The 19,367-nt window shown below is 70.5% G+C and carries 15 protein-coding genes; 7 read left to right on the top strand and 8 right to left on the bottom strand.

Features of this window, described 5'->3' with window-relative positions:
• Positions 1 to 113: 113 nt before the first annotated feature.
• Together aspS and ACH4EB_RS08435 are read left to right on the top strand one after the other, a co-directional pair.
• Positions 114 to 1,877: an aspartate--tRNA ligase gene (aspS, locus tag ACH4EB_RS08440; RefSeq protein WP_398346613.1), complete on the top strand. Its 1,764-nt coding sequence runs from the start codon at positions 114 to 116 to the stop codon at positions 1,875 to 1,877.
• Positions 1,878 to 2,029: 152 nt separating this feature from the next.
• A complete protein-coding gene (locus ACH4EB_RS08435) occupies positions 2,030 to 2,218 on the top strand; it encodes a hypothetical protein (RefSeq protein ID WP_398346612.1) in 189 nt (62 codons plus the stop codon).
• 63 nt (positions 2,219 to 2,281) lie between these two features.
• On the opposite strand, the gene metG is transcribed toward ACH4EB_RS08435, so the two are convergent.
• The 4 genes from metG to ACH4EB_RS08415 all read right to left on the bottom strand — a co-directional run bounded on the left by metG (position 2,282) and on the right by ACH4EB_RS08415 (position 9,524).
• The gene (gene metG, locus ACH4EB_RS08430; RefSeq protein ID WP_398346611.1) at positions 2,282 to 3,991 is read right to left on the bottom strand and encodes a methionine--tRNA ligase; all 1,710 of its coding nucleotides are present in this window, start codon (positions 3,989 to 3,991) and stop codon (positions 2,282 to 2,284) included.
• 135 nt (positions 3,992 to 4,126) lie between these two features.
• On the bottom strand, positions 4,127 to 4,945 hold the full coding sequence (locus ACH4EB_RS08425; RefSeq protein ID WP_398346610.1) for a class I SAM-dependent methyltransferase: 819 nt from the start codon (positions 4,943 to 4,945) through the stop codon (positions 4,127 to 4,129).
• Positions 4,946 to 5,113: 168 nt separating this feature from the next.
• Positions 5,114 to 6,649, bottom strand: coding sequence for an MFS transporter (locus tag ACH4EB_RS08420; RefSeq protein WP_398346609.1), 1,536 nt, complete (start codon positions 6,647 to 6,649; stop codon positions 5,114 to 5,116).
• A 1,324-nt stretch (positions 6,650 to 7,973) separates the two neighbouring features.
• On the bottom strand, positions 7,974 to 9,524 hold the full coding sequence (locus ACH4EB_RS08415; protein WP_398346608.1) for a VWA domain-containing protein: 1,551 nt from the start codon (positions 9,522 to 9,524) through the stop codon (positions 7,974 to 7,976).
• A gap of 629 nt (positions 9,525 to 10,153) precedes the next feature.
• Here ACH4EB_RS08415 and ACH4EB_RS08410 point away from each other — a divergent pair.
• The 4 genes from ACH4EB_RS08410 (at position 10,154) to ACH4EB_RS08395 (ending at position 13,949) form a co-directional block, all read left to right on the top strand.
• Complete coding sequence (locus tag ACH4EB_RS08410) at positions 10,154 to 11,404, top strand: alpha/beta hydrolase (RefSeq protein WP_398346607.1); 1,251 nt, start codon at positions 10,154 to 10,156, stop codon at positions 11,402 to 11,404.
• A 126-nt stretch (positions 11,405 to 11,530) separates the two neighbouring features.
• Complete coding sequence (locus ACH4EB_RS08405) at positions 11,531 to 12,202, top strand: ABC transporter permease (RefSeq protein ID WP_398347053.1); 672 nt, start codon at positions 11,531 to 11,533, stop codon at positions 12,200 to 12,202.
• Positions 12,199 to 12,873 (top strand): ABC transporter permease, encoded by a 675-nt coding sequence (locus ACH4EB_RS08400; protein ID WP_398346606.1) that lies wholly within the window; start codon positions 12,199 to 12,201, stop codon positions 12,871 to 12,873. Before ACH4EB_RS08405 ends, ACH4EB_RS08400 begins: the two co-directional genes overlap by 4 nt.
• 125 nt (positions 12,874 to 12,998) lie before the next feature.
• On the top strand, positions 12,999 to 13,949 hold the full coding sequence (locus tag ACH4EB_RS08395) for an ABC transporter substrate-binding protein (protein WP_398347052.1): 951 nt from the start codon (positions 12,999 to 13,001) through the stop codon (positions 13,947 to 13,949).
• 137 nt (positions 13,950 to 14,086) lie between these two features.
• Here ACH4EB_RS08395 and ACH4EB_RS08390 read toward each other — a convergent pair whose 3' ends face one another.
• Together ACH4EB_RS08390 and ligD are read right to left on the bottom strand one after the other, a co-directional pair.
• Positions 14,087 to 15,244 carry an ABC transporter ATP-binding protein gene (locus ACH4EB_RS08390; RefSeq protein ID WP_398346605.1) on the bottom strand — a complete coding sequence of 386 codons (1,158 nt, stop codon included), beginning with the start codon at positions 15,242 to 15,244 and terminating at the stop codon, positions 14,087 to 14,089.
• A gap of 74 nt (positions 15,245 to 15,318) precedes the next feature.
• Positions 15,319 to 16,254 carry a non-homologous end-joining DNA ligase gene (gene ligD / locus ACH4EB_RS08385; RefSeq protein ID WP_398346604.1) on the bottom strand — a complete coding sequence of 312 codons (936 nt, stop codon included), beginning with the start codon at positions 16,252 to 16,254 and terminating at the stop codon, positions 15,319 to 15,321.
• Positions 16,255 to 16,564: 310 nt separating this feature from the next.
• Between ligD and ACH4EB_RS08380 the strand changes: the two genes are divergently transcribed.
• Positions 16,565 to 17,506, top strand: a complete 942-nt coding sequence (locus ACH4EB_RS08380) for an NADP-dependent oxidoreductase (RefSeq protein WP_398346603.1) — start codon at positions 16,565 to 16,567, stop codon at positions 17,504 to 17,506.
• Positions 17,507 to 17,574: 68 nt separating this feature from the next.
• Here ACH4EB_RS08380 and ACH4EB_RS08375 read toward each other — a convergent pair whose 3' ends face one another.
• Both ACH4EB_RS08375 and ACH4EB_RS08370 read right to left on the bottom strand, forming a co-directional pair.
• Positions 17,575 to 18,783, bottom strand: a complete 1,209-nt coding sequence (locus tag ACH4EB_RS08375) for a cation diffusion facilitator family transporter (RefSeq protein WP_398346602.1) — start codon at positions 18,781 to 18,783, stop codon at positions 17,575 to 17,577.
• Positions 18,784 to 18,974: 191 nt separating this feature from the next.
• Positions 18,975 to 19,208, bottom strand: a complete 234-nt coding sequence (locus ACH4EB_RS08370; RefSeq protein ID WP_398346601.1) for a hypothetical protein — start codon at positions 19,206 to 19,208, stop codon at positions 18,975 to 18,977.
• Positions 19,209 to 19,367 lie beyond the last annotated feature (159 nt).

Here is a 19,367-nt window from a genome sequence, read left to right as displayed (position 1 = left end):
GACCATCATCCCATGGCCTGCATGACGCGGATATGACAAACAATGGCCGTGGGGTGACCGGTAACCTTGAGCGGAAACTGTCACATCTCAACTTGCGACGACTTGGATGAGCGATGCATCGGTACCGGTCCCATAACTGTGGCGAGCTCCGAGCCGCGGACGTCGACACCGACGTCCGCCTCAGCGGCTGGCTGCACAATCGACGTGACCTGGGCGGCATCCTCTTCATCGATCTGCGCGACCACTACGGTCTGGTCCAGCTCGTCGCCCGCCCCGGCACCCCGGCCAACGAGGCGCTCGGCTCGCTGACCAAGGAGTCCGTCGTCCGGATCGACGGCAGGGTCAGCGCGCGCGGCGCGGACAACGTCAACCCCGACCTGCCCACCGGCGAGATCGAGGTCGAGGTCACCGCCGTCGAGGTGCTGGGCGCCGCCGAGCAGATCCCCTTCACGATCAACGCCGAGGACGGGGTCAACGAGGAGAAGCGCCTCGAATACCGCTTCCTGGACCTGCGCCGCGAGCGCATGCACCGCAACCTGATGCTGCGCACCGCCGTCATCTCCGCCATCCGGCACAAGATGACCGCCCTCGGCTTCAACGAGATGGCGACGCCGATCCTGTCCGCGACCTCCCCCGAGGGCGCCCGCGACTTCCTCGTCCCGTCCCGTCTGCACGCCGGCCGGTTCTACGCGCTGCCGCAGGCCCCGCAGCAGTTCAAGCAGTTGCTGATGATCGCGGGCTTCGACCGCTACTTCCAGATCGCGCCCTGCTTCCGCGACGAGGACGCCCGCGCGGACCGCTCGCCGGGCGAGTTCTACCAGCTCGACGTCGAGATGAGCTTCGTCGAGCAGGAGGACGTCTTCGGCCCGATCGAGCAGCTCATGACCGAGCTGTTCACCGAGTTCGGCGGCGGCCGCACGGTCACCTCGCCGTTCCCGCGGATCCCGTTCCGCGAGTCGATGCTCAAGTACGGCTCCGACAAGCCGGACCTCCGCGCCGAGCTGGAGCTGGTCGACGTCTCGTCGGTCTTCGCCGGCTCCGGCTTCAAGGCGTTCGCCGGCAAGCACGTCCGCGCCCTGGCCGTGCCGGACACCGCCGACCAGCCGCGCAAGTTCTTCGACCAGATGGGTGACTTCGCCGTCCAGCAGGGCGCGAAGGGCCTGGCCTGGGTCCGCGTCGGCGAGTCGAACGCGCTCACCGGCCCGATCGCCAAGTTCCTCACCGAGGACGACGTCAAGGCGCTGGTCGAGGCCCTGGACCTGAAGCCGGGCTCGGCCGTCTTCTTCGGCGCCGGCGAGTTCGACGAGGTCTCCAAGATCATGGGCGCGGTCCGCGTCGAGGCGGCCAAGCGCACCGGCCACTTCGTCGAGGACGAGTTCCGCTTCTGCTGGATCGTCGACTTCCCGATGTTCGAGAAGGACGAGGACACCGGAAAGATCGAGTTCTCCCACAACCCGTTCTCCATGCCCCAGGGCGGCCTGGAGGCGCTGGAGACCAAGGACCCGCTGGACGTCCTCGCCTGGCAGTACGACATCGTCTGCAACGGCGTCGAGCTGTCCTCCGGCGCCATCCGCAACCACGAGCCGGAGGTCATGTACAAGGCCTTCGAGATCGCCGGTTACTCGAAGGAGACCGTCGAGGCCGAGTTCGGCGGCATGCTCCGCGCCTTCAAGTTCGGCGCCCCGCCGCACGGCGGCATCGCCCCCGGCGTCGACCGCATCGTCATGCTCCTCGCCGACGAGCCCAACATCCGCGAGACCATCGCCTTCCCCCTCAACGGCAACGCCCAGGACCTGCTCATGGGCGCCCCGACCGAGGTCGAGGAGGCGCGGCTGAAGGAACTGCACCTGTCGATCCGGAAGCCGCAGGTCAAGTAGTTCATTCGTACGTGTGATGGGCCCGTGATCCGATGATCACGGGCCCTTTCGCACGCCACGCTCCGGGCGGGACGCAACTCGCGGAGAATCCGGTCGCGGTGTATCGGGAAGACGTACGGTGGAAGGCACCACCGATCCCGGAGGAGACCGATGTGGGCGTCGTCGAAGAGCACGCGAGTGTCCTGAGCCAGGAGCAGTTCGAGGAGCTGGCTCGCCTCGGTGTGCGCGTGGACGAGGCGCTGCGGTTGGAACGGATCAACGGGAAAATCGGGGAGAAGGCCTTGCCGGACCCGGTGGGCATCGACCTGGACACCGAGCCGCTGAAGGGCTGGGCGCACTGACGCACCGTAACGGCGAGGGGCCCGGACCGACCGGTCCGGGCCCCTCGTGACGTCGTCTGCGCCCTACTCGGCCGCGCCGAACCGCTCCCGGTACGCCTCCAGGTCGTCCTCCGTGATCTTCGCGAAGAGCACCGGCGGCACCGTGAACGCCGTACCGGCCGGGACCGAGGCCAGCGTGCGGGCCTCGTCCGCCGTGACCCACGCCGCCGTGTCGTCGGCCAGCGCGAACGCGCCGCGCATGGCCTTCGCGGCCGCCGGGATGAACGGCTCGGAGACGATCGCGTACAGGTGGATCAGGTTCATCGCCGTACGCAGCGTCAGCGCCGCCGCTTCCTGGTCGGTCTTGATCTCCAGCCAGGGCGCCTTCTCCTCCAGGTAGGAGTTGCCGGCGCTCCACAGCGCCCGCAGGGCCGCCGCCGCCTTGCGGAACTGGAGGGCCTCCATGTGACCCTCGTACTCCGCCAGCAGCTCGGCGACCTGCTCGCCCAGCTTGCGCTCGGCCTCTCCGGCCGCCGCGCCCGCCGGCACCTCGTCACCGAAGCGCTTGCGCGAGAAGGACAGCACCCGGTTGACGAAGTTGCCCAGCGTGTCCGCCAGGTCCTTGTTCACCGACGACGAGAACAGCTCCCAGGTGAAGGACGTGTCGTCGGACTCCGGCGCGTTGGCGATCAGGAAGTAGCGCCAGTAGTCGGCGGGCAGCAGCTCCAGCGCCGCGTCGGTGAAGATGCCGCGCTGCTGCGAGGTGGAGAACTTGCCGCCGTAGTACGTCAGCCAGTTGAACGCCTTGAGGAAGTCGACCTTCTTCCACGGCTCGCGGGTGCCCAGCTCGGTGGCCGGGAACATCACCGAGTGGAACGGGACGTTGTCCTTGGCCATGAACTCCGTGTAGCGCACGTCGTCGGCCTCGTACCACCACGACTTCCAGTCGCGGTTGGCCGGGTCGGCGTCCGCCCACTCCTTCGTCGCGGCGATGTACTCGATCGGCGCGTCGAACCAGACGTAGAAGACCTTGCCCTCGGCGGCCAGCTCCGGCCACACATCGGCCGGCACCGGAACGCCCCACTCCAGGTCACGGGTGATCGCCCGGTCCTGGAGGCCCTCGGTCAGCCACTTGCGCGCGATGGACGACGCCAGCGTCGGCCAGTCCTCACTGCTGTCGTCGATCCACTGCTCGACCTCGCCCTGAAGCTTGGACTGGAGCAGGAAGAGGTGCTTGGTCTCCCGCACCTCCAGCTCGCTGCTGCCGCTGATCGCCGAACGCGCGTCGATCAGGTCGGTCGGGTCCAGCACGCGGGTGCAGTTCTCGCACTGGTCGCCGCGGGCCTTGTCGTAGCCGCAGTGCGGGCAGGTACCGACGATGTAGCGGTCCGGCAGGAAGCGCTCGTCGGCGATCGAGTAGACCTGCCGGATGGCCCGCTCCTCGATGAAGCCGTTCTCGTGCAGCTTGCGCGCGAAGTGCTGGGTCAGCTCCACGTTCTGCTGCGACGAGCTGCGCCCGAAGTGGTCGAACCGCAGGTGGAAGCCGTCGTAGATCGCCTTCTGCGCGTCGTGCTGCTCGGCGCAGTACGCGTCGACGGGCAGCCCCGCGTCCTTGGCCGCCAGCTCGGCGGGCGTGCCGTGCTCGTCCGTCGCGCAGATGTAGAGCACCTCGTGGCCGCGCTGGCGCAGATACCGTCCGTACACGTCGGCCGGGAGCATGGACCCCACCATGTTGCCCAGGTGCTTGATCCCGTTGATGTACGGAAGGGCGCTGGTGATGAGGTGTCGAGCCATTGCCGGCTGCTCCCAAGTCGCTACGGTGAGTGAGGTTTTGTTCTACGGAACGTCAATATCGTATCGGACCGGTACGGGGCCACCGCGCCCGGTTTTCCGCGCCCCCGTACCCCCTTGATCGTCCCCGGCGGGGGATCACCGCCGGCGGGCCACCACGAGCCCCCAGCCGGGGGCACCGTCGGGTCGGCGACCGGCGCCGCGCACCGGTACGAGCTCCACGGCGAACCCGGCAGCGGCCAGATCCGCCCGTACGGCGCGCAGCGACGAGGTCCGGTAGTACATGACGAACGGCGGACGCCACAGCGCGTTCCGTACGCGCATCACCGCGTCGAAGCCGAGCAGCGCCCAGTACAGCGCGGAGCGGGGACGCGGCGGCGCGGCGAGCGGGAAGGCGAAGATCCCACCCGGCCGCAGCGCCCGGTGCACACCGGCGAAGACGGCGGCGCGCTCGGCGGGCAGGAAGTGACCGAGGGCACCGAAGGTGACGGCGAGGTCGAAGGCAGAGGCGAAGGGGAGGGCCCGGGCGTCGGCGCGGACGTACTCCACGACCGGGTCGGCCGGCCGTTCGCCCGTGGGCACCTGCACCTGCTGTGTCTGGTGCTCCTGCTGCGCATGGTGCTGCTCCTGCTGCGTCTGGTCCTGCACCTGGTGGTGCCCCTGCGCCTCCGCGAGCATGCCCGCGCTGAAGTCGACGCCGACGACCCGCTCGCGGCACAGGGACCGCAGTACGCCGATGCCTGCCCCGGTACCGCAGCAGACGTCGAGCCCCACCTCGAACCGGCCGTCCGACGGGCCGAGGCCCCGCAAGGCGTCAGCCGTCGCGCCGAGAACCCGACCGGGCGTACGGAAGGGCGTGTGATCGAACTTCGGGGCCAGCAGGTCATAGCCGCGCTCCACGGAGGAGAGGGCCTGCACGGCCAGCTCACGGAGCGTGGGGCCCTGGGGGGTGAACACGAGGCCAGCGTACTGAGGGGGGGGCGCTTGGGGCGCGCCTGTGGGGGCGGGCCCTGAGGGGGCGCCTGCGGCACAGGGCGCGGGGCGCGGGGTGCGCAGGGCTGAGCCGCGCAACTTACAGAACCTCTGCTCCTCCCCCTCTACCTCTACGGAACCTTGCCCCCCTCCCTACGGAACCCCACCCCGTCCCCCCTCCCCATGCTTCGGCGCCTTCCCGTTCACCATCACGCCCGCGACCACCCCCGCCAGCAGCATGACCCCCGCGCCCCAGCCGATCGCCACCGTGAACCCGTGCACGACGCCGTCCTTCACGACGCCCTCCCGCATCGCGGGCGTGAGCCGGCCGCCCGCCTCCCTCGCGGCCGTGGCCAGGTGAGTTCCGATGTACGTCGCACTCGTCGACGTGGCGATGGTGTTCAGCAACGCCGTCCCGATCGAACCGCCGATCTGCTGCGCCGTATTGACGGTCGCGGACGTGACGCCCGAATCCTGCGGCGCGACGCCCGCCGTAGCCGTGGCCATCACCGGCATGAAGATCAGCCCCATACCGAGACCGACCAACAACTCAGACGGCAGTACATGCGACACGTACGCGGGCTCGGCGGTCAGCGTCGTCAGCCAGAACAGTCCCGCCGCCGCGAAGAGCGCCCCCGGCACCATCAGTACGCGCGGCGGCAGATGGTGCAGCAATCGCGCCGATATCTGTGTCGACCCGATGACGATCGCCGCCGTCACCGGCAGAAACGCCATGCCCGTCTTCACGGGCGAATACCCCAGCACCACCTGCAAGTAGTACGTCATGAACAAGAACATCCCGAACATGGCGATGACCGCCAACGCCATCGTCAGAAACGCACCCGCACGATTGCGGTCCCGCACGATGTGCAACGGCAGCAAGGGAGAACGCGCCCGCGCCTGCCACCCCGCGAAAGCCACCAACAACGCGGCCCCGCCCACCAGCATCCCGATGACCAGCCCGTCACCCCACCCCCGAGGCTGCGCCTCACTGCACCCGAAAACAATCGCGACCAGCCCGCCACACCCCAAGACCACACCCGGCACATCCAACCGAGCCCCGCGATGCCCCCGCCGGTCCTGCAAGAACACCCACGCTCCGGCGATTGCCACCACCGCGATCGGCACATTCACATACAGACACCACCGCCAGTCCAGGTATTCGGTCAACAACCCACCCGCTATCAACCCGATAGCCGACCCACCACCCGCGATGGCGCCATAAATCCCGAACGCCTTCCCCCGCTCCTTCCCGTCCGTGAACGTCGTCGTCAGCAACGACAACGCGGACGGCGCCAACACCGCAGCAAACACCCCCTGCAACGCCCGCGCCCCGAACAACAACCCCTGCCCGGACGCCGCCCCACCCAACGCGGACGCGATGGCAAACCCCACCAGCCCCATGACGAACGCCCGCTTCCGCCCCACCAGGTCAGCGATCCGCCCACCCAGCAACAACAACCCACCGAACGCGAGCGTGTACGCCGTGATGACCCACTGCCGGTTCGCATCCGACATATGCAACTCCCGCTGCGCAGAAGGCAGCGCGATATTGACAATCGTCGCATCCAACACAACCATCAGTTGCGCCAACGCAATAACAACCAGCCCCCACCACCGCCGGGGATCAGGCTCCTCGGCTCCCCCGACCCGCCCCTGCGCACCCCTCTGGCTATGGCTCTGGCTCATGAGGACCCGCCTCCGCCACCGGACGGTCAACGGCCGCCCGGGTTAGTTAGGGGCCGCAGCGTCAGTCCAGCGTAGGCGCAGGACTGACGCTGCGCTCGTTGGGAGGGCACCTGCGCCCCGGTCCGCCGACTACTGTTCGTGCCCGAGTTCACAGATGCCTTTTGCCGGGTGTTCCGTGTCCGCTGTTCGGTCACCTTTACTTGTTCAGCGAAAGTATAAGTTGGCGATCTGGGATGCTGATGCTGGCGACTTTTACTGTTACATCCTCATCGAGGACAAACGTGTGATCGGTGGCAGCTCGGAACCGTCTGCACGCTTTACCGGGGGTCGGCGAATCCGAGGGCGGCTTGTCGATGTCTCCAACGGCAATAACCTGCCGAACACGAGCGTTTATGCCGCGATGACCCGTTGCCGGTTGGCATCTGACATGTGCAACTCCCCTGCGCAGGAGGCGGCGGGCTTATCAACCATCGTCGCCTCCAACGCAACCATCAACTGCGCCGACGCAATTGCAATGAGCCCGGCCACTGCCGGGGGGGGGCCTCTGCCCCGTAGTCCGCCCCTGCACCCGACTTTGGCTCTGGTCTCATGAGGGTCCCTCTCCAAAGCTCAACGGTCAACGGCCATACCGTATTACAGGAGTGGGGGCTGGGATGGGGAAAATGTAAGCACTGGTGTGCTGAATTGTGAGTCGTCGGCAGTTTTCAGGACTGAAGTGACTCAACCCTCAATTTCTCGGTCCGGTAGCAGTCGATGGCCCAAAGCTCGCCGTGCATAAGACTTTCCCAGAATCCCGGTTCGCCCCAGGGTTCGGGGCAAATTGAAAGCGACCCACTCGCAGAAGTGAAGGCCCTCCAGGTCGGTGGCAGGTTTCGGGCCGTCACGCTGAAAAGTCGTGAATCAAAAAGGCCTGGAAGTTCACCCGGTATACTTTCGATGCGAAAGTAATTACCCCTGTCTGTCTGGCTGTAAATCTCGAGGACCAGGTATTCATTGCCAACCCTCAGTGATTCGGATCCTTGGTTGACTCTGGCGTCCTGACTGGACGTGCCTTCGAAGCGCACCTTCATTACGCGTTCACCCTCCTAACTTGATCTTGTAGTCGTAGAGGTAGGTCTCGCCTGTCGCGGCATTGTGATAAAAGTGAATTTCGAACGGCCCTTGAGGCCGGCACTGACATTTGGAGCCGAGGCCGGTGGGAACCGGCCGGGCCGCTGTGGTGGGGAAGAATTCCACCGAGGCGTACGTACGGGACATGACGACGGCCGCGGTGGGCCGGGTGGCCCGGCCGCGGCCGGTGGGGGGTGCCGGGTGGGGGCGTGCGTCAGGAGGGGAGGATGCCGGCGGTGCGGGCTTCCTGGAGCCAAGCGGGGAACTCGACCATGAGCTGCTGGTAGAGGTCGGCGTCGGCGAGGGAGCGGGGGTCGCGGCCGGCGTGGAAGAAGCCCGCGTTGTCGACGACGCGCTTCTCCGGTACGGCGAGGTCGTCCAGCTTGCGCAGGAAGTCGAAGCCCTTGGCGTCCGGGTCGCCGAAGCCGACGAACTGCCAGAAGATGGGGAGCTTCGCGGCCTCGCAGAGGGCCTTCTCGGCGGCCGGCTTGGAGGTGGGGGCGCCGTCGGTCTGGAAGATGACGAAGGCGGGGTCGGTCGCGCCGGACTTCTCGTAGTGCTCGATCACGGCGTTGATGGCCCAGTGGTAGTTCGTACGGCCCATGTGGCCGAGGCCCGCGTGCAGCTCCTCGATACGGCCTTCGTAGGTGGCCAGGTCGAGTTCGGCGGTGCCGTCGACGTCGGTGGAGAAGAAGACCACCGGGACACAGCCGTCGTCGTCGAGGTTGGCGGACAGGCCGAGGGCCTGTTCGGCCAGGTGCTGGACCGTGCCGTCCTTGTAGTAGTTGCGCATCGAGCCCGAGCGGTCGAGCACGAGGTAGACGGCCGCGCGCTGGGTGGCCAGACCCTGCTTTTCGAGCGAGACCCGGGCCGCCTTGTAGAGGCTGACGAGGCCGGGGGCCTGGGACTCGACCTTGGTGAGGGAGGCGGGGGCCACTCCGGGTTCCGCTGCCGTCGGCTCGGGGGTGGGGTCGGGCTTCGCCTCGGGGGTGAGGTCGGGTGCGGCGTCGGGAATGGGAGCGGGCTTGGCCTCCGACACGGGCTTGGTGTCCGGCTCGGGGGCGGGCTCGGCCTTCGCCTCGGGGGCGGGCTCGGGCCTGGTGTCCGGCTCGGGCTTCGCCGCAGCCTCGGGGGCCGCCTTTTCCTCTGCTGCCTCGGTCTTGGGGGCGGGCTCCGGCGTCGCTTCGGGCTTCGCCTCCGCCGTCTCGCCCTCGGGGCCCGCCTCGGCCTCCGCCTCGGTCTCCGGCTCCGCCTTCTGCTTCGTCGCCTCGGACTTGGGTTCCGCCTCGGCCTCCATCTCCTCGGCCGTGGTCTTCGCCTCGGCTTCCGGCGGGGCCTCCGCGTCAGCCTTTGCCTCGGCCTCGTCGCTCGCTTCCACGGCCGGCTCCGCGTTTGCTTCCGCGGCCGGCTCCGTGCCCGCCCCCGCGCCCACCTCCGCATCGGCCGACTCCGCTCCGCGAGTCGGCTTCTGGGTGTCGAAGGCCTGGGAGACGAGGTCGGAGGCCGAGTCCGCTGAGGGGGAGGACGGCGTGTCGGGGCGTGCGTTCTGGGAGGGGAGGGTGGCGGCCGGGGGATCGGCGGGGGCGGTGCGGGCGGTGGGGACGGCAGGGTCGCGGGGGGCGGTGGGTTCCGGGGTGGCCTCTTCGCGGGCCTCCGGGATCGTCGCCGTTTCCGGCGCCCGCGTGCCGCTCGCCGCCTCGTTCGATTCCTCGCGGGCCGCCTTGGAGCGACCGAAAGCGTTGCGCAGCAGACTCCGAATGCCCATCGGCGAACCTCTCTAGCGTGTGTGGGGTGCGGCGAATGTCCGAGAAGCGCGGACATGTCCCTGACCAGGCCGGACACGTAAGGGTAGCCGCCTGGGCCGGTCCCATCGTGGGACCCCGCGCGTCTCATGGCACGCCCCGTTTGGGTGTTTTGTGACTCGGGGTGGTGTGGGGGTCCGGGTGCTGGTGGGGGTGTGGGTGGCTTGCGTGGGAGGGACGTGTGTGGGGCGCGTACGAGGAGAGCGTATGTGCGGCGATCGGCTGTGCGAAGGGGCGGGCCGGGAGGAGAGAGGGAACAGAGAGGGGGAGGGGGAGGGGGAGGGGGAGGCGGTGGGGCGGAGGGTGAGGTGAGGCCACGTCAGGTACGAGGGCGGATGTTTGTGCGGTGCGGAGTGGTGAGGAGCGAGTGGAGGTTGGGGGGAGACCGCGTGCGGATGGGCCGCGAGTGCTTCTGTGCACGTCACGTGGGGGTGAGGGAGGAGAAGGGCGTGTCCGGGTGGGGAGTGGGGAGGGCGGCGGGGCCGTGATGGGCGCGGCCCGTGTGGTGACCCATCGTCCGTACGCCCGTTGACCCTGGCGGCGGTCCGGAGGACCGGACAGCCCTCGTACGGGTGACGGGAGAGGTGGGCGCATGGGGCTGACCAGTCAGTCGCTCGAAATCATGGTGATCACGCTGGCCGTGGCCTGCGTGGCCCTCACGGTGTGGCTGTGGCCGCGGCTGTCCCTGCGCGGTGTGCTCCCCGTACTGGGCAGGATCGGGTCCATCCTCGTCACCCAGACGGCGATTCTGTGTTCGCTCGCCCTGGCGGTGAACTCCAGCTTCGAGTTCTACAGCAGTTGGGACGAGCTGCTGGGCAACACCGACGAGGCGCCGGTGGCGGTGAACAAGGGAGGCGGCCCGCGGTACGCCGATGCCGGCAGTCTCCGGGGCGGGCTGGTCCAGCCCGCGGGGCCGCAGGGCCTGGACCGGGTCACCGGCCTGCCGTCGGGCGCGCCCGCCGAGGTCGGCAAGGTGGAGTCCGTACGGATCGTGGGGCGCCGTACCCGCGTCGTCAACCCGGCCTTCGTCTATCTGCCGCCGCAGTACTTCCAGCACCAGTACCGCCGCCAGCGCTTCCCCGTCTCCGTCGTCATCAGCGGCTATCCGGGCGGCATCATGAACCTCGCGCAGCACCTCCAGATCCCGCAGACCGCGGGAAAGCTGATCGAGGAGGGCCGGATGCAGCCGACCGTGCTGGTGATGGTCCGGCCGACGATCGCGCCGCCGCGGGACACCGAGTGCGTGGACGTGCCGGGCGGGCCGCGGGCCGAGACGTTCTTCACCCAGGACCTGCCGGAGGCCGTCAAGGCGGCCTACCGGGTGGGCCACGACCCCAGCGCGTGGGGCGCGTTCGGCTACTCCTCCGGCGGTACGTGCTCGCTGCTGCTGGCCCTGCGCAGCCCCGGTGTCTACACCTCCGCGGTCTCGCTCTCCGGCGACTACGCCGTCAAGGACGACCTGACGACCGGGGCCCTGTTCGGCAGCGGTACGGGCGCCGAGCGGCGGGAACGCGAGCACGACCTGCTGTGGCGCCTGAAGCACCTGCCCGTACCGCAGGTCTCGGCGCTGGTGGCCAGCAGCCGCCTGGGCGAGCCGAACTACCGCGACACCCTGCGGTTCATCGAGGCGGCGAAACCCCCGATGACCGTCGACTCCATCATCCTGCCGCGCGGCAGCCACCAGTTCTCGACGTGGCGGCGGGAGGTCGCGCCGGCGCTGGAGTGGCAGGGCCGCCAGCTCACGTTCCCGCAGGACGTGGAGGCCGCGCACACACCACCGAAGCGGCCGGGGCCGGGGGCGACGCCGGCAGCGTCCCCGGCACCGCCCCGGCCCTCGTCCTAGTTCCCGCTCCGGCCCCCTCGGCCTCGGTACCGGGCCCACCACGCCCCCTCACCCGTCCGGCCCGCCCGGCAGGACACCCGCCCCCCACCGCGGTGGACTTCTACAGTGACCACCGCTCCGGACGCAGTGACCGCCCCTCCGGACGACTGCCTGGCCCGCAACGACTGGATCTGTGGTGACTACTTGGCCACCCGCCGCCACATCCTCCTCGACGCGGTCCTCCAGCACCTGCATCTGACCGTGGTCTCCGTGCTGCTCGGCCTGGTGATCGCGCTGCCGCTGGCGCTGATCGCGCGCCGGTGGCGCTGGACGGTGGGGCCGGTGCTGGGTGTCACCACCGTGCTCTACACCATTCCGTCGCTGGCGATGTTCTCGCTGCTGCTGCCGCTGTACGGGCTGTCGTCCACCCTCGTGATCGTGGGGCTGGCGCTGTACTCGCTCACTCTTCTCGTACGGAACATCCTGGCGGGCCTGGCCGGCGTGCCGGAGGAGGCGAAGGAGGCGGCCCGCGGCATGGGGTACGGGCCGCTGCGGCAACTGCTCGCCGTCGAACTGCCGCTGGCGGTGCCCGCCGCGATGGCCGGGCTGCGCATCGCCACGGTCTCCGCGGTCGCGCTGACGACGATCGGTGCGATCGTCGGCCACGGCGGGCTGGGCAATCTGATCTACGCCGGTATGAACGCCTTCTTCAAGGCGCAGGTGCTGACGGCGTCCGTCCTGTGCGTCGTCATCGCCGTCGCCTTCGACCTGCTGCTGCTCGGCCTGGAGCGGCTGCTGACGCCGTGGCGGCGCGTATGAGGACGCTCGGGAACGTCTGGGCCTGGCTCAGTACGGGCGCAAACTGGGCCGGTGAGAACGGCATCTGGCACCGCCTCACGGAACACCTGCTGCTGACCGTCGGCTGTCTGCTCGCCGCCTGCCTGATCGCGCTGCCCGTCGCCGTCACGCTCGGGCACCTGGGCCGCGGCGGCGCGCTGGCCGTCAACCTCGCCAACGTCGGTCGGGCCGTGCCCACCTTCGCGGTGCTGGTGCTGCTCCTGCTCACCCCGCTCGGGCGGCACGGGGACTGGCCGACGTTCATCGCGCTGGTGCTGTTCGCGCTGCCGCCGCTGCTGACCAACGCGTACGTCGGGATGCGGGGGGTGGACCGGGGCGTGGTGGAGGCGGCCCGCGGGATGGGGATGTCCGGCGGGCAGATGGTGTGGCGGGTGGAGGTGCCGCTGGCGCTGCCGCTGGTGCTGACCGGGGTACGGATCGCGGCGGTGCAGCTCGTCGCCACGGCGACGCTGGCCGCGCTGGTCGGCGGGGGCGGGCTCGGCCGGATCATCACCGCCGGGTTCAACCTGGCGAGTACCGCGCAGGTGGTCGCGGGGGCGGTGGTCGTGGCGGTGTTCGCGCTGCTGATGGAGGCGGTGTTCGAGGTGGTCCAGCGGCTGGGCCCGGCATGGGCACGGGGGAGGGCGCGGTGATCGGGTGGCGGCGCGGTGTGGCGGGGGACGTGCTGATCGGGTGGCGGGGCGCGGTGATCGGGTGGCGGCGCGGTGTGGCGGCCGGGCTCCGTCGTACGGGCCGGAGTGCCGGTCCGGCGGCCGCGGTGGCGCTGGTCGTGGCCGGCTGTGCCGCCGGCCCCTCCCTGGAGAACCGCGGTCAGGTCACCGCCGCGCCCGGCGACAGCCACCACCTCTCGATCGGCTCGGCCGGCTTCACCGAGAGCGAGCTGCTGGCCCGGATGTACGCGGTGCTGCTCGACCGGGCCGGGTACGAGACGGACCTCCTCACCGTCGGCAACCGGGAGCTGTACGAGCCGTCCCTGGAGAGCGGCCAGATCGACGTCGTACCCGAGTACGCGGCGACCTTCGCCGACTGGCTGAACGCCAAGACCAAGGGTGCCGACGCCGACCCGGTCGCCTCACCGGACCTCGACACGACGATGAAGGTGCTGCGCGACCTGGCCACGCCCCGTGGCCTGACCGTGCTGCCGCCGGGCCGGGCCGTCGACCAGAACGCGTTCGCCGTGGCCGCCTCGTACGCGAAGCGGCACCGTCTGAAGACCCTCAGCGACCTGGGGCGCGCCAAGCTGCCGGTACGGCTGGCGGCGGGCGACGAGTGCGTACGGCGGCCGTTCTGCGCGCCCGGCCTGAAGCGTACGTACGGGATCGACATCACGGCCGTCGACCCGAAGGGGGTGGGCACCACGCCCGCCAAGCAGGCCGTGCAGAACGGGCAGGACCAGATGGTGCTGACGACCAGCACGGACGCGACGGTCGAGGAGTTCGGGCTGGTCTTCCTGGAGGACGACAAGAAGCTCCAGAACGCGGATTACGTCGTCCCGGTGGTCAACCGGGCCCGCGCGGGCAGTGCGGGGGTCGCCGCCGCCCTCGGCAAGCTCAACTCCGTCCTGACGACGGAGGACCTGGCGGAGCTGAACCTGCGGGTGGACCGCTGGCGGCGGCTCCCGGAGGACGTGGCGCGGGACTACCTGCGGAAGAAGGGGTTGCTCCAGCGGGGCGGGCCGGGGCTGGGCGGTGCGCGGTGGCGGGCGTAGGACGTAGCCGGAAACGCGCGCTCCCTCATCCGTATCGGCCGCCCGCCTGCCCGCCCGCTCGCCCACCGCGGCCGCCTGCTCGCCCACCGCGGCCGCCCGCCGCCACTCGGGCGCCCCGGCCGCCCGCCACCCGCCCCTCACTCCGTAGGCACCGAGTCCACCTCGGTCTCCTCCCGCGGTACGCCCCGCTCGTCCGACCCGATCGTGCGCCGCAGCGCCTCGTGCAGCTTGACGGGGGTCAGGACGCCCAGGAAGCGGGTGCCGTCCACGACGGCGATCCAGCCCGCGTCGTACTTGAGCATCTCGCTGAAGGCGTCCTTGAGCGAGCCGCTCACCGGCACCCACGCCTCCATCCGGCGCGCGTGCTCCGAAACGTTTCCCCGCGCGTCGGACACCTCCTCCGTGCCCACCCAGCCGTGCAGCCCGCCCTCCTCGTCCAGGGCGACGGCCCAGCGCGCGCCCTCCGCGCGCAGTCGGTCCGCCGCCCGGCCGGCCGGTTCGCCGAGGCGGACGAAGGGCGGGTGTTCCAGGTCGCCGGGGTCGATGCCGGTGACCGCGAGCTGCTTCAGGGCCCGGTCGCTGCCGACGAACTCGGCGACGTACGGGGAGGCCGGCGCGCCCAGCACACTCGCCGGCGTGTCGTACTGCTCGATGCGCCCCTGCCCGTAGACCGCGATCCGGTCGCCCAGCCGGATGGCCTCCTCGATGTCGTGCGTGACCAGCAGCACCGTCTTGTGCAGGGACGCCTGGAGCCGCAGGAACTCCTGCTGGAGCCGGTCGCGGACGACCGGGTCGACCGCGCCGAACGGCTCGTCCATCAGCAGCACGGGCGGGTCGGCGGCCAGCGCGCGGGCCACACCGACGCGCTGCCGTTCGCCGCCGGAGAGCTGGTCCGGGTAGCGCGGCCCGTGGACGGCGGGGTCCAGGCCCACCAGCTCCAGGAGTTCGGCAGCGCGGTCCCTGGCCTTCTTGCGCGGCCAGCCGGTCAGGAGCGGCACGGTGGCGGTGTTGTCGAGGACGGTGCGGTGCGGGAAGAGGCCGGTCTGCTGGATGACGTAGCCGATGCGGCGGCGCAGGCGTACGGGGTCGGCCGTCGCGATGTCCTCGTCCTCGACGACGATGCGGCCGCTCGTCGGATCGATGAGCCGGTTGACCATCTTCATCGTCGTGGTCTTGCCGCAGCCCGACGGCCCGACCAGCGTCACCAGCTCGCCCTCGGTGACCTCGAAGGACAGGTCGTCCACGGCGGTGGTGCCGTCCGGATAGCGCTTGGTGACGGACTCGAACCGGATCATTGATCCATTGAAGCCCGCGGGCCCGGTGCGGTCGCCTTATGCGGGCAAACGGGCACGTGGCCGGGTGTGCCGTCCTACTCCGCCAGTCCCTCCAGCCGCTCCCGCGCCGCCCGGACCGACCGGCCGCGCCAGGAGAGCCCGGACCACGGGTCGTCCTCGGCGAGGCGGTCGGGGAGGGTGGCCACCGTCCACCGCTGGGCCGTCAGTTCCGGGTCGTCCAGCTCGGCGCGGGAGATCGGGGTGGCCACCGGCGCGCCCGGCTTGGCCCGTACGGAATAGGGCGCCACCGCGGTCTGCGCGTACGCGTTGCGCTGTACGTCCAGGTAGATGCGGCCCTTGCGCTCGGCCTTGCGCTGCTCGGTGGTGAGCCGGTCCGGGTGGCGCCGGGCGAGCCGTTCGGCGGCCAGGTGCGCGAAGTCGCGTACCGCGTCGAAGCCGGAGCCGCCGTCCAGCGGCGCGATGACGTGCAGGCCGCGCGAGCCGGTGGTCATCAGGCGGACGGGCAGCCTCAGTTCGTCCCACAGTTCGCAGACCCGGTGGGCGGCCCACCGTACGTCCTCGAAGTCCGCGCCCTCCGACGGGTCGAGATCGAAGATGATCAGGTCGGGGTGGTCGGGGCGGTGCTCGCGGGAGAGCCAGCGGTGCACGGTGACGGTGGCCTGGTCCGCCAGGTAGACGAGGGTCGCCGGGTCGTCGCACACGACGTGGGTGACGGTGCCGCCCTCCTTGGACTGCTCGGAACGCCGTACCCATTCGGGGAAGTGGTCGGGGGCGTTCTTCTGCATCAGGGGCCTGCCGCCGATGCCGTCGGGGTGCCGTTCCAACATCAGCGGCCGGTCGCGCAGGTGCGGTACGGCGCGTCGGGCGACCGCCTTGTAGTGGTCGGCCAGGTCGGCCTTGGTGAGCCCGTCGTCCGGGAAGAGGACCTTGTCGGGACGGCTGATTCTGACCGTGCGCCGCCCCGCCTTGATGGTGTGTGCGTCGTCCGCGCCGCCGCTGCTGCCGCTCATACCGAGGACGGGTAACCGGCCGGGCCGTGGGGCAAACGCGGCGCGGCCCGGGCGCGGGGCGGCAGCCGTCCGGAGGACCGCACGCGCGCCCGGCCGTACCGGTTCGGCGGGGGGCCGTACGAGTTGCTTCCGGGGCACCGCCCCTCGTCCTGCCGGATACGCCCGGTTCGCGTGCTTACGATCCTGAGGGCTGTCGTCTCCTGGCGTCGTTTCACCCGAAGGCGGGCTACGACGGGCGCCACGTTGACGGCGGCCCTTGCCCTGCCATCGGTCGGGAGGGTGGATCGTTCGGGCGGAAGGGAACGCGACGATGAAGGCCGTAGCAGTCACCGCATTCGGCGAGCAGCCCCAGCTCATGGAACTCTCGGAGCCCGACCCCGGACCCGGCGAGGTCCTGGTGCGGATGTCCGCGGCCGGGGTCAACCCCCTCGACTGGAAGATCGCCGACGGGCTCCTCAAGGACGCCGCGCCGCACACCTTCCCGCTCGTCCTGGGGTCGGACGGCGCGGGCGAGGTGGTGGCTGTCGGTACCGGCGTGCGCCGCTTCACGGTGGGCGACTCGGTGTTCGGCCAGTTCCAGCGGCCGGCGCGGGGCGGCGGTTCGTACGGCGAGTTCGCGGCGGCCGAGGAGAAGGCGCTGGCCGGCGCGGCCCGCAACGTCACCTACGCGACGTCCGCCGCCGTCCCCACGGCCGGGACGACGGCGTACAACCTGGTGGAGGAGACCCGGATCAGCGAGGGCAAGCGGGTCCTGATCGTCGGCGGGACCGGCGGCGTCGGCACCTTCGCCACCCAGCTCGCGGCCGGGCGGGGCGCGGAGGTGATCGTCACCGCGCGGCCCGGCCTGACGGACCTGATGGCCGATCTGGGCGCCGCCGAGATGGTGGACCACACGCTGGGCCCGGTGGCCGACCAGGTGCTGGCGGCCCACCCGGACGGCGTGGACGTGCTGCTCGACCTGGTCAGCGGCCCGGCCGCGTTCGGCGAGATGACCCGGACCGTACGGGACGGCGGGACGGCCGTCTCCACCGTCGGAGCCGCCGACGCGGATGCCCTGACCGAGCACAACCTGCGCGGTTTCAACTTCCAGAACCGGCCCTCGCCGCAACTGCTGGAAATCCTCGCCGGGCAGCTCGACGCGGGTCGGCTGACCGTCATCGTCGGCGCCGAGACCACCCTGGGGGAGGCCCCGGAGGCGCTGGAGACCAGCCGTACGGGGCATGCGCAGGGCAAGACGGTCATCACTTTCTGAGCGCGGCCGGATCCTTCGGGCACGGCCGAACTTGGCGAGCACGGCCGAGCGGGCCGGGAGAGTGGATCTCAGTGATCGTGCGGCCCCGGCCGGTGGACCGGCCCGTGGGTGTCCGCGCAGTGCGGGGGCGCCGGCGCCGTGGCGTCCGGCCCGGCCGCTATGTGCAGCACCTCGCCGGGCCGGGGCTGCCCGCCCACGTGGTCGACCTGGAGGGTGGCGTGGGTGATGCCGTACTTCAGGCTCAGCAGCTCGTGCAGGCTGCGGCGTACGGCGTGGCAGTCGCCGCCCGGCGCGACCAGGATGTGCGCGGACAGGGCCGGTTCGCCGGACGTGATCTCCCAGATGTGCAGGTCGTGGACCTCCACCACCTGGTCCGCCTCGACGAGGTGGTCCCCCAGCGCGTCCGGGTCCACCCCGCTCGGCGCGGCCTCCATGAAGATCCGCCCGGACTCGCGGACCAGACCGGTGCCGGCCCGCAGCATCAGGACGACCACGACGAGCGAGGCGATGGCGTCGGCCCGCGCGAAGCCGGTGGTCAGCACGACCGCACCGGCGACGGCGGTGGCGATGAAGCCGAACAGGTCGGTCAGGATGTGCTGGTAGGCGCCCTCGACGTTCAGGCTGCTGCGGTTGGCCCGGGAGATGCACCAGGCGGCCGCGATGTTGACGACGACCCCGGCGAGCGCGGTGACCAGCACCAGGCCGCCGGTCACCTCGGGCGGTGACACCAGGCGGGTGATCGCCTCGTACCCGAGCCAGAGGGACAGCACGAGCAGCGTGATGCCGTTGGCCTGTGCGGAGAGGATCTCGGCGCGCTTGAGACCGTACGTGTAACCACCGCGCGCGGGCCGCGCGGCCAGCCGCATCGCGACCAGGGCCAGCACGATCGAGGCGGCGTCGGTGAGCATGTGGGCCGCGTCGGAGATCAGCGCCAGGGAGCTCGCCAGGAAACCGATCACCACCTCCACGGCCATGAACGCGGTGATCAGCGTCAGCGCGGCCCGCAGCCAGCGGCGGTCGGCGTCGGGGGAGACGGCGTGGGAGTGCGAGTGCCCGTGCCCGTGGCCGTGCGCGTGCCCGTGGTCGTGGCCGGGGCTGTCCCGGTGGCGGTGGCCGCGCCCGTGACCGTTTCCGGGCCCGGCGCCGTCTCCGCCCCCTTCTCCGTCCCCTGGTTCGCGTGCGTGATCGGGGTCCGGTCCGTGCGCGGCGGGCGGGTGTCCGTTGTCGGTGGCCGTGTCGGCGGTGGTGCGGCTGGCGGCGTGGGCGTGCTCGGTCATGGAACGCGCTCCTCCCTGGGGCGTCCGAAAGGACGTGCGCAAGGAAGCAAACCGCACTTCTCCGCTAGATCCAAAGGCTGCAGCGGTGACCGTTGTCATTACCACGCAACGGCGCGTCGTCGCAGGTCACAGCGGTGCGCTCGCTGAGCCGCGCGGCGGCCCGGTCCGCCCCCGGGCCGCCCGCCGCGGCGTCACCGGTCCCGGGGCGTACACCGCAGTGCGGCCGCCAGGCGCCGTGCCACGTCCGGGGCGCAGCGGCCCAGTTCCACCAGCGGGCGGGGTGCGTCCGCCGCCAGTGACGGGCCGTCCAGTCCCAGCGACGGCAGGGTGATCCCCACTCCGGCCAGCGCGGCCTGAAGCTCGTCGCGGGCCGCCTCCGCGTCCTTGACCTGTCCGTCCGCCGTCGCGCGTTCCACTGTGTCCATGATCGCAGCGCCTTCCCTCGGTGCCCATGTCGCGCTCCACCGAAGAGCATCGTTCGGTGAAACCACGATTACTAGGAGTAGCCAATTATGCGGCCACGAAACGAAATCGGGAGGGCTTGTGCCGATACCGGCGGATCCGGCCGCCAGAGCCCGCCGGTG

It is taken from the genome of Streptomyces sp. NPDC018045, from assembly GCF_044327445.1.
GTDB lineage: Bacteria > Actinomycetota > Actinomycetes > Streptomycetales > Streptomycetaceae > Streptomyces.
The sequence above is the reverse complement of the archived record's forward strand: the minus strand, read 5'-3'. Positions and strand labels throughout refer to the sequence as shown.

Coding starts and splice junctions, on each gene's coding strand:
- aspS (WP_398346613.1), top strand. CDS start 114: ATGCATCGGTACCGGTCCCATAACTGTGGCGAGCTCCGAGCCGCGGAC.
- metG (WP_398346611.1), bottom strand. CDS start 3,991: ATGGCTCGACACCTCATCACCAGCGCCCTTCCGTACATCAACGGGATC.
- ACH4EB_RS08420 (WP_398346609.1), bottom strand. CDS start 6,649: ATGAGCCAGAGCCATAGCCAGAGGGGTGCGCAGGGGCGGGTCGGGGGA.
- ACH4EB_RS08415 (WP_398346608.1), bottom strand. CDS start 9,524: ATGGGCATTCGGAGTCTGCTGCGCAACGCTTTCGGTCGCTCCAAGGCG.
- ACH4EB_RS08410 (WP_398346607.1), top strand. CDS start 10,154: ATGGGGCTGACCAGTCAGTCGCTCGAAATCATGGTGATCACGCTGGCC.
- ACH4EB_RS08400 (WP_398346606.1), top strand. CDS start 12,199: ATGAGGACGCTCGGGAACGTCTGGGCCTGGCTCAGTACGGGCGCAAAC.
- ACH4EB_RS08390 (WP_398346605.1), bottom strand. CDS start 15,244: ATGATCCGGTTCGAGTCCGTCACCAAGCGCTATCCGGACGGCACCACC.
- ligD (WP_398346604.1), bottom strand. CDS start 16,254: ATGAGCGGCAGCAGCGGCGGCGCGGACGACGCACACACCATCAAGGCG.
- ACH4EB_RS08380 (WP_398346603.1), top strand. CDS start 16,565: ATGAAGGCCGTAGCAGTCACCGCATTCGGCGAGCAGCCCCAGCTCATG.
- ACH4EB_RS08375 (WP_398346602.1), bottom strand. CDS start 18,783: ATGACCGAGCACGCCCACGCCGCCAGCCGCACCACCGCCGACACGGCC.
- ACH4EB_RS08370 (WP_398346601.1), bottom strand. CDS start 19,208: ATGGACACAGTGGAACGCGCGACGGCGGACGGACAGGTCAAGGACGCG.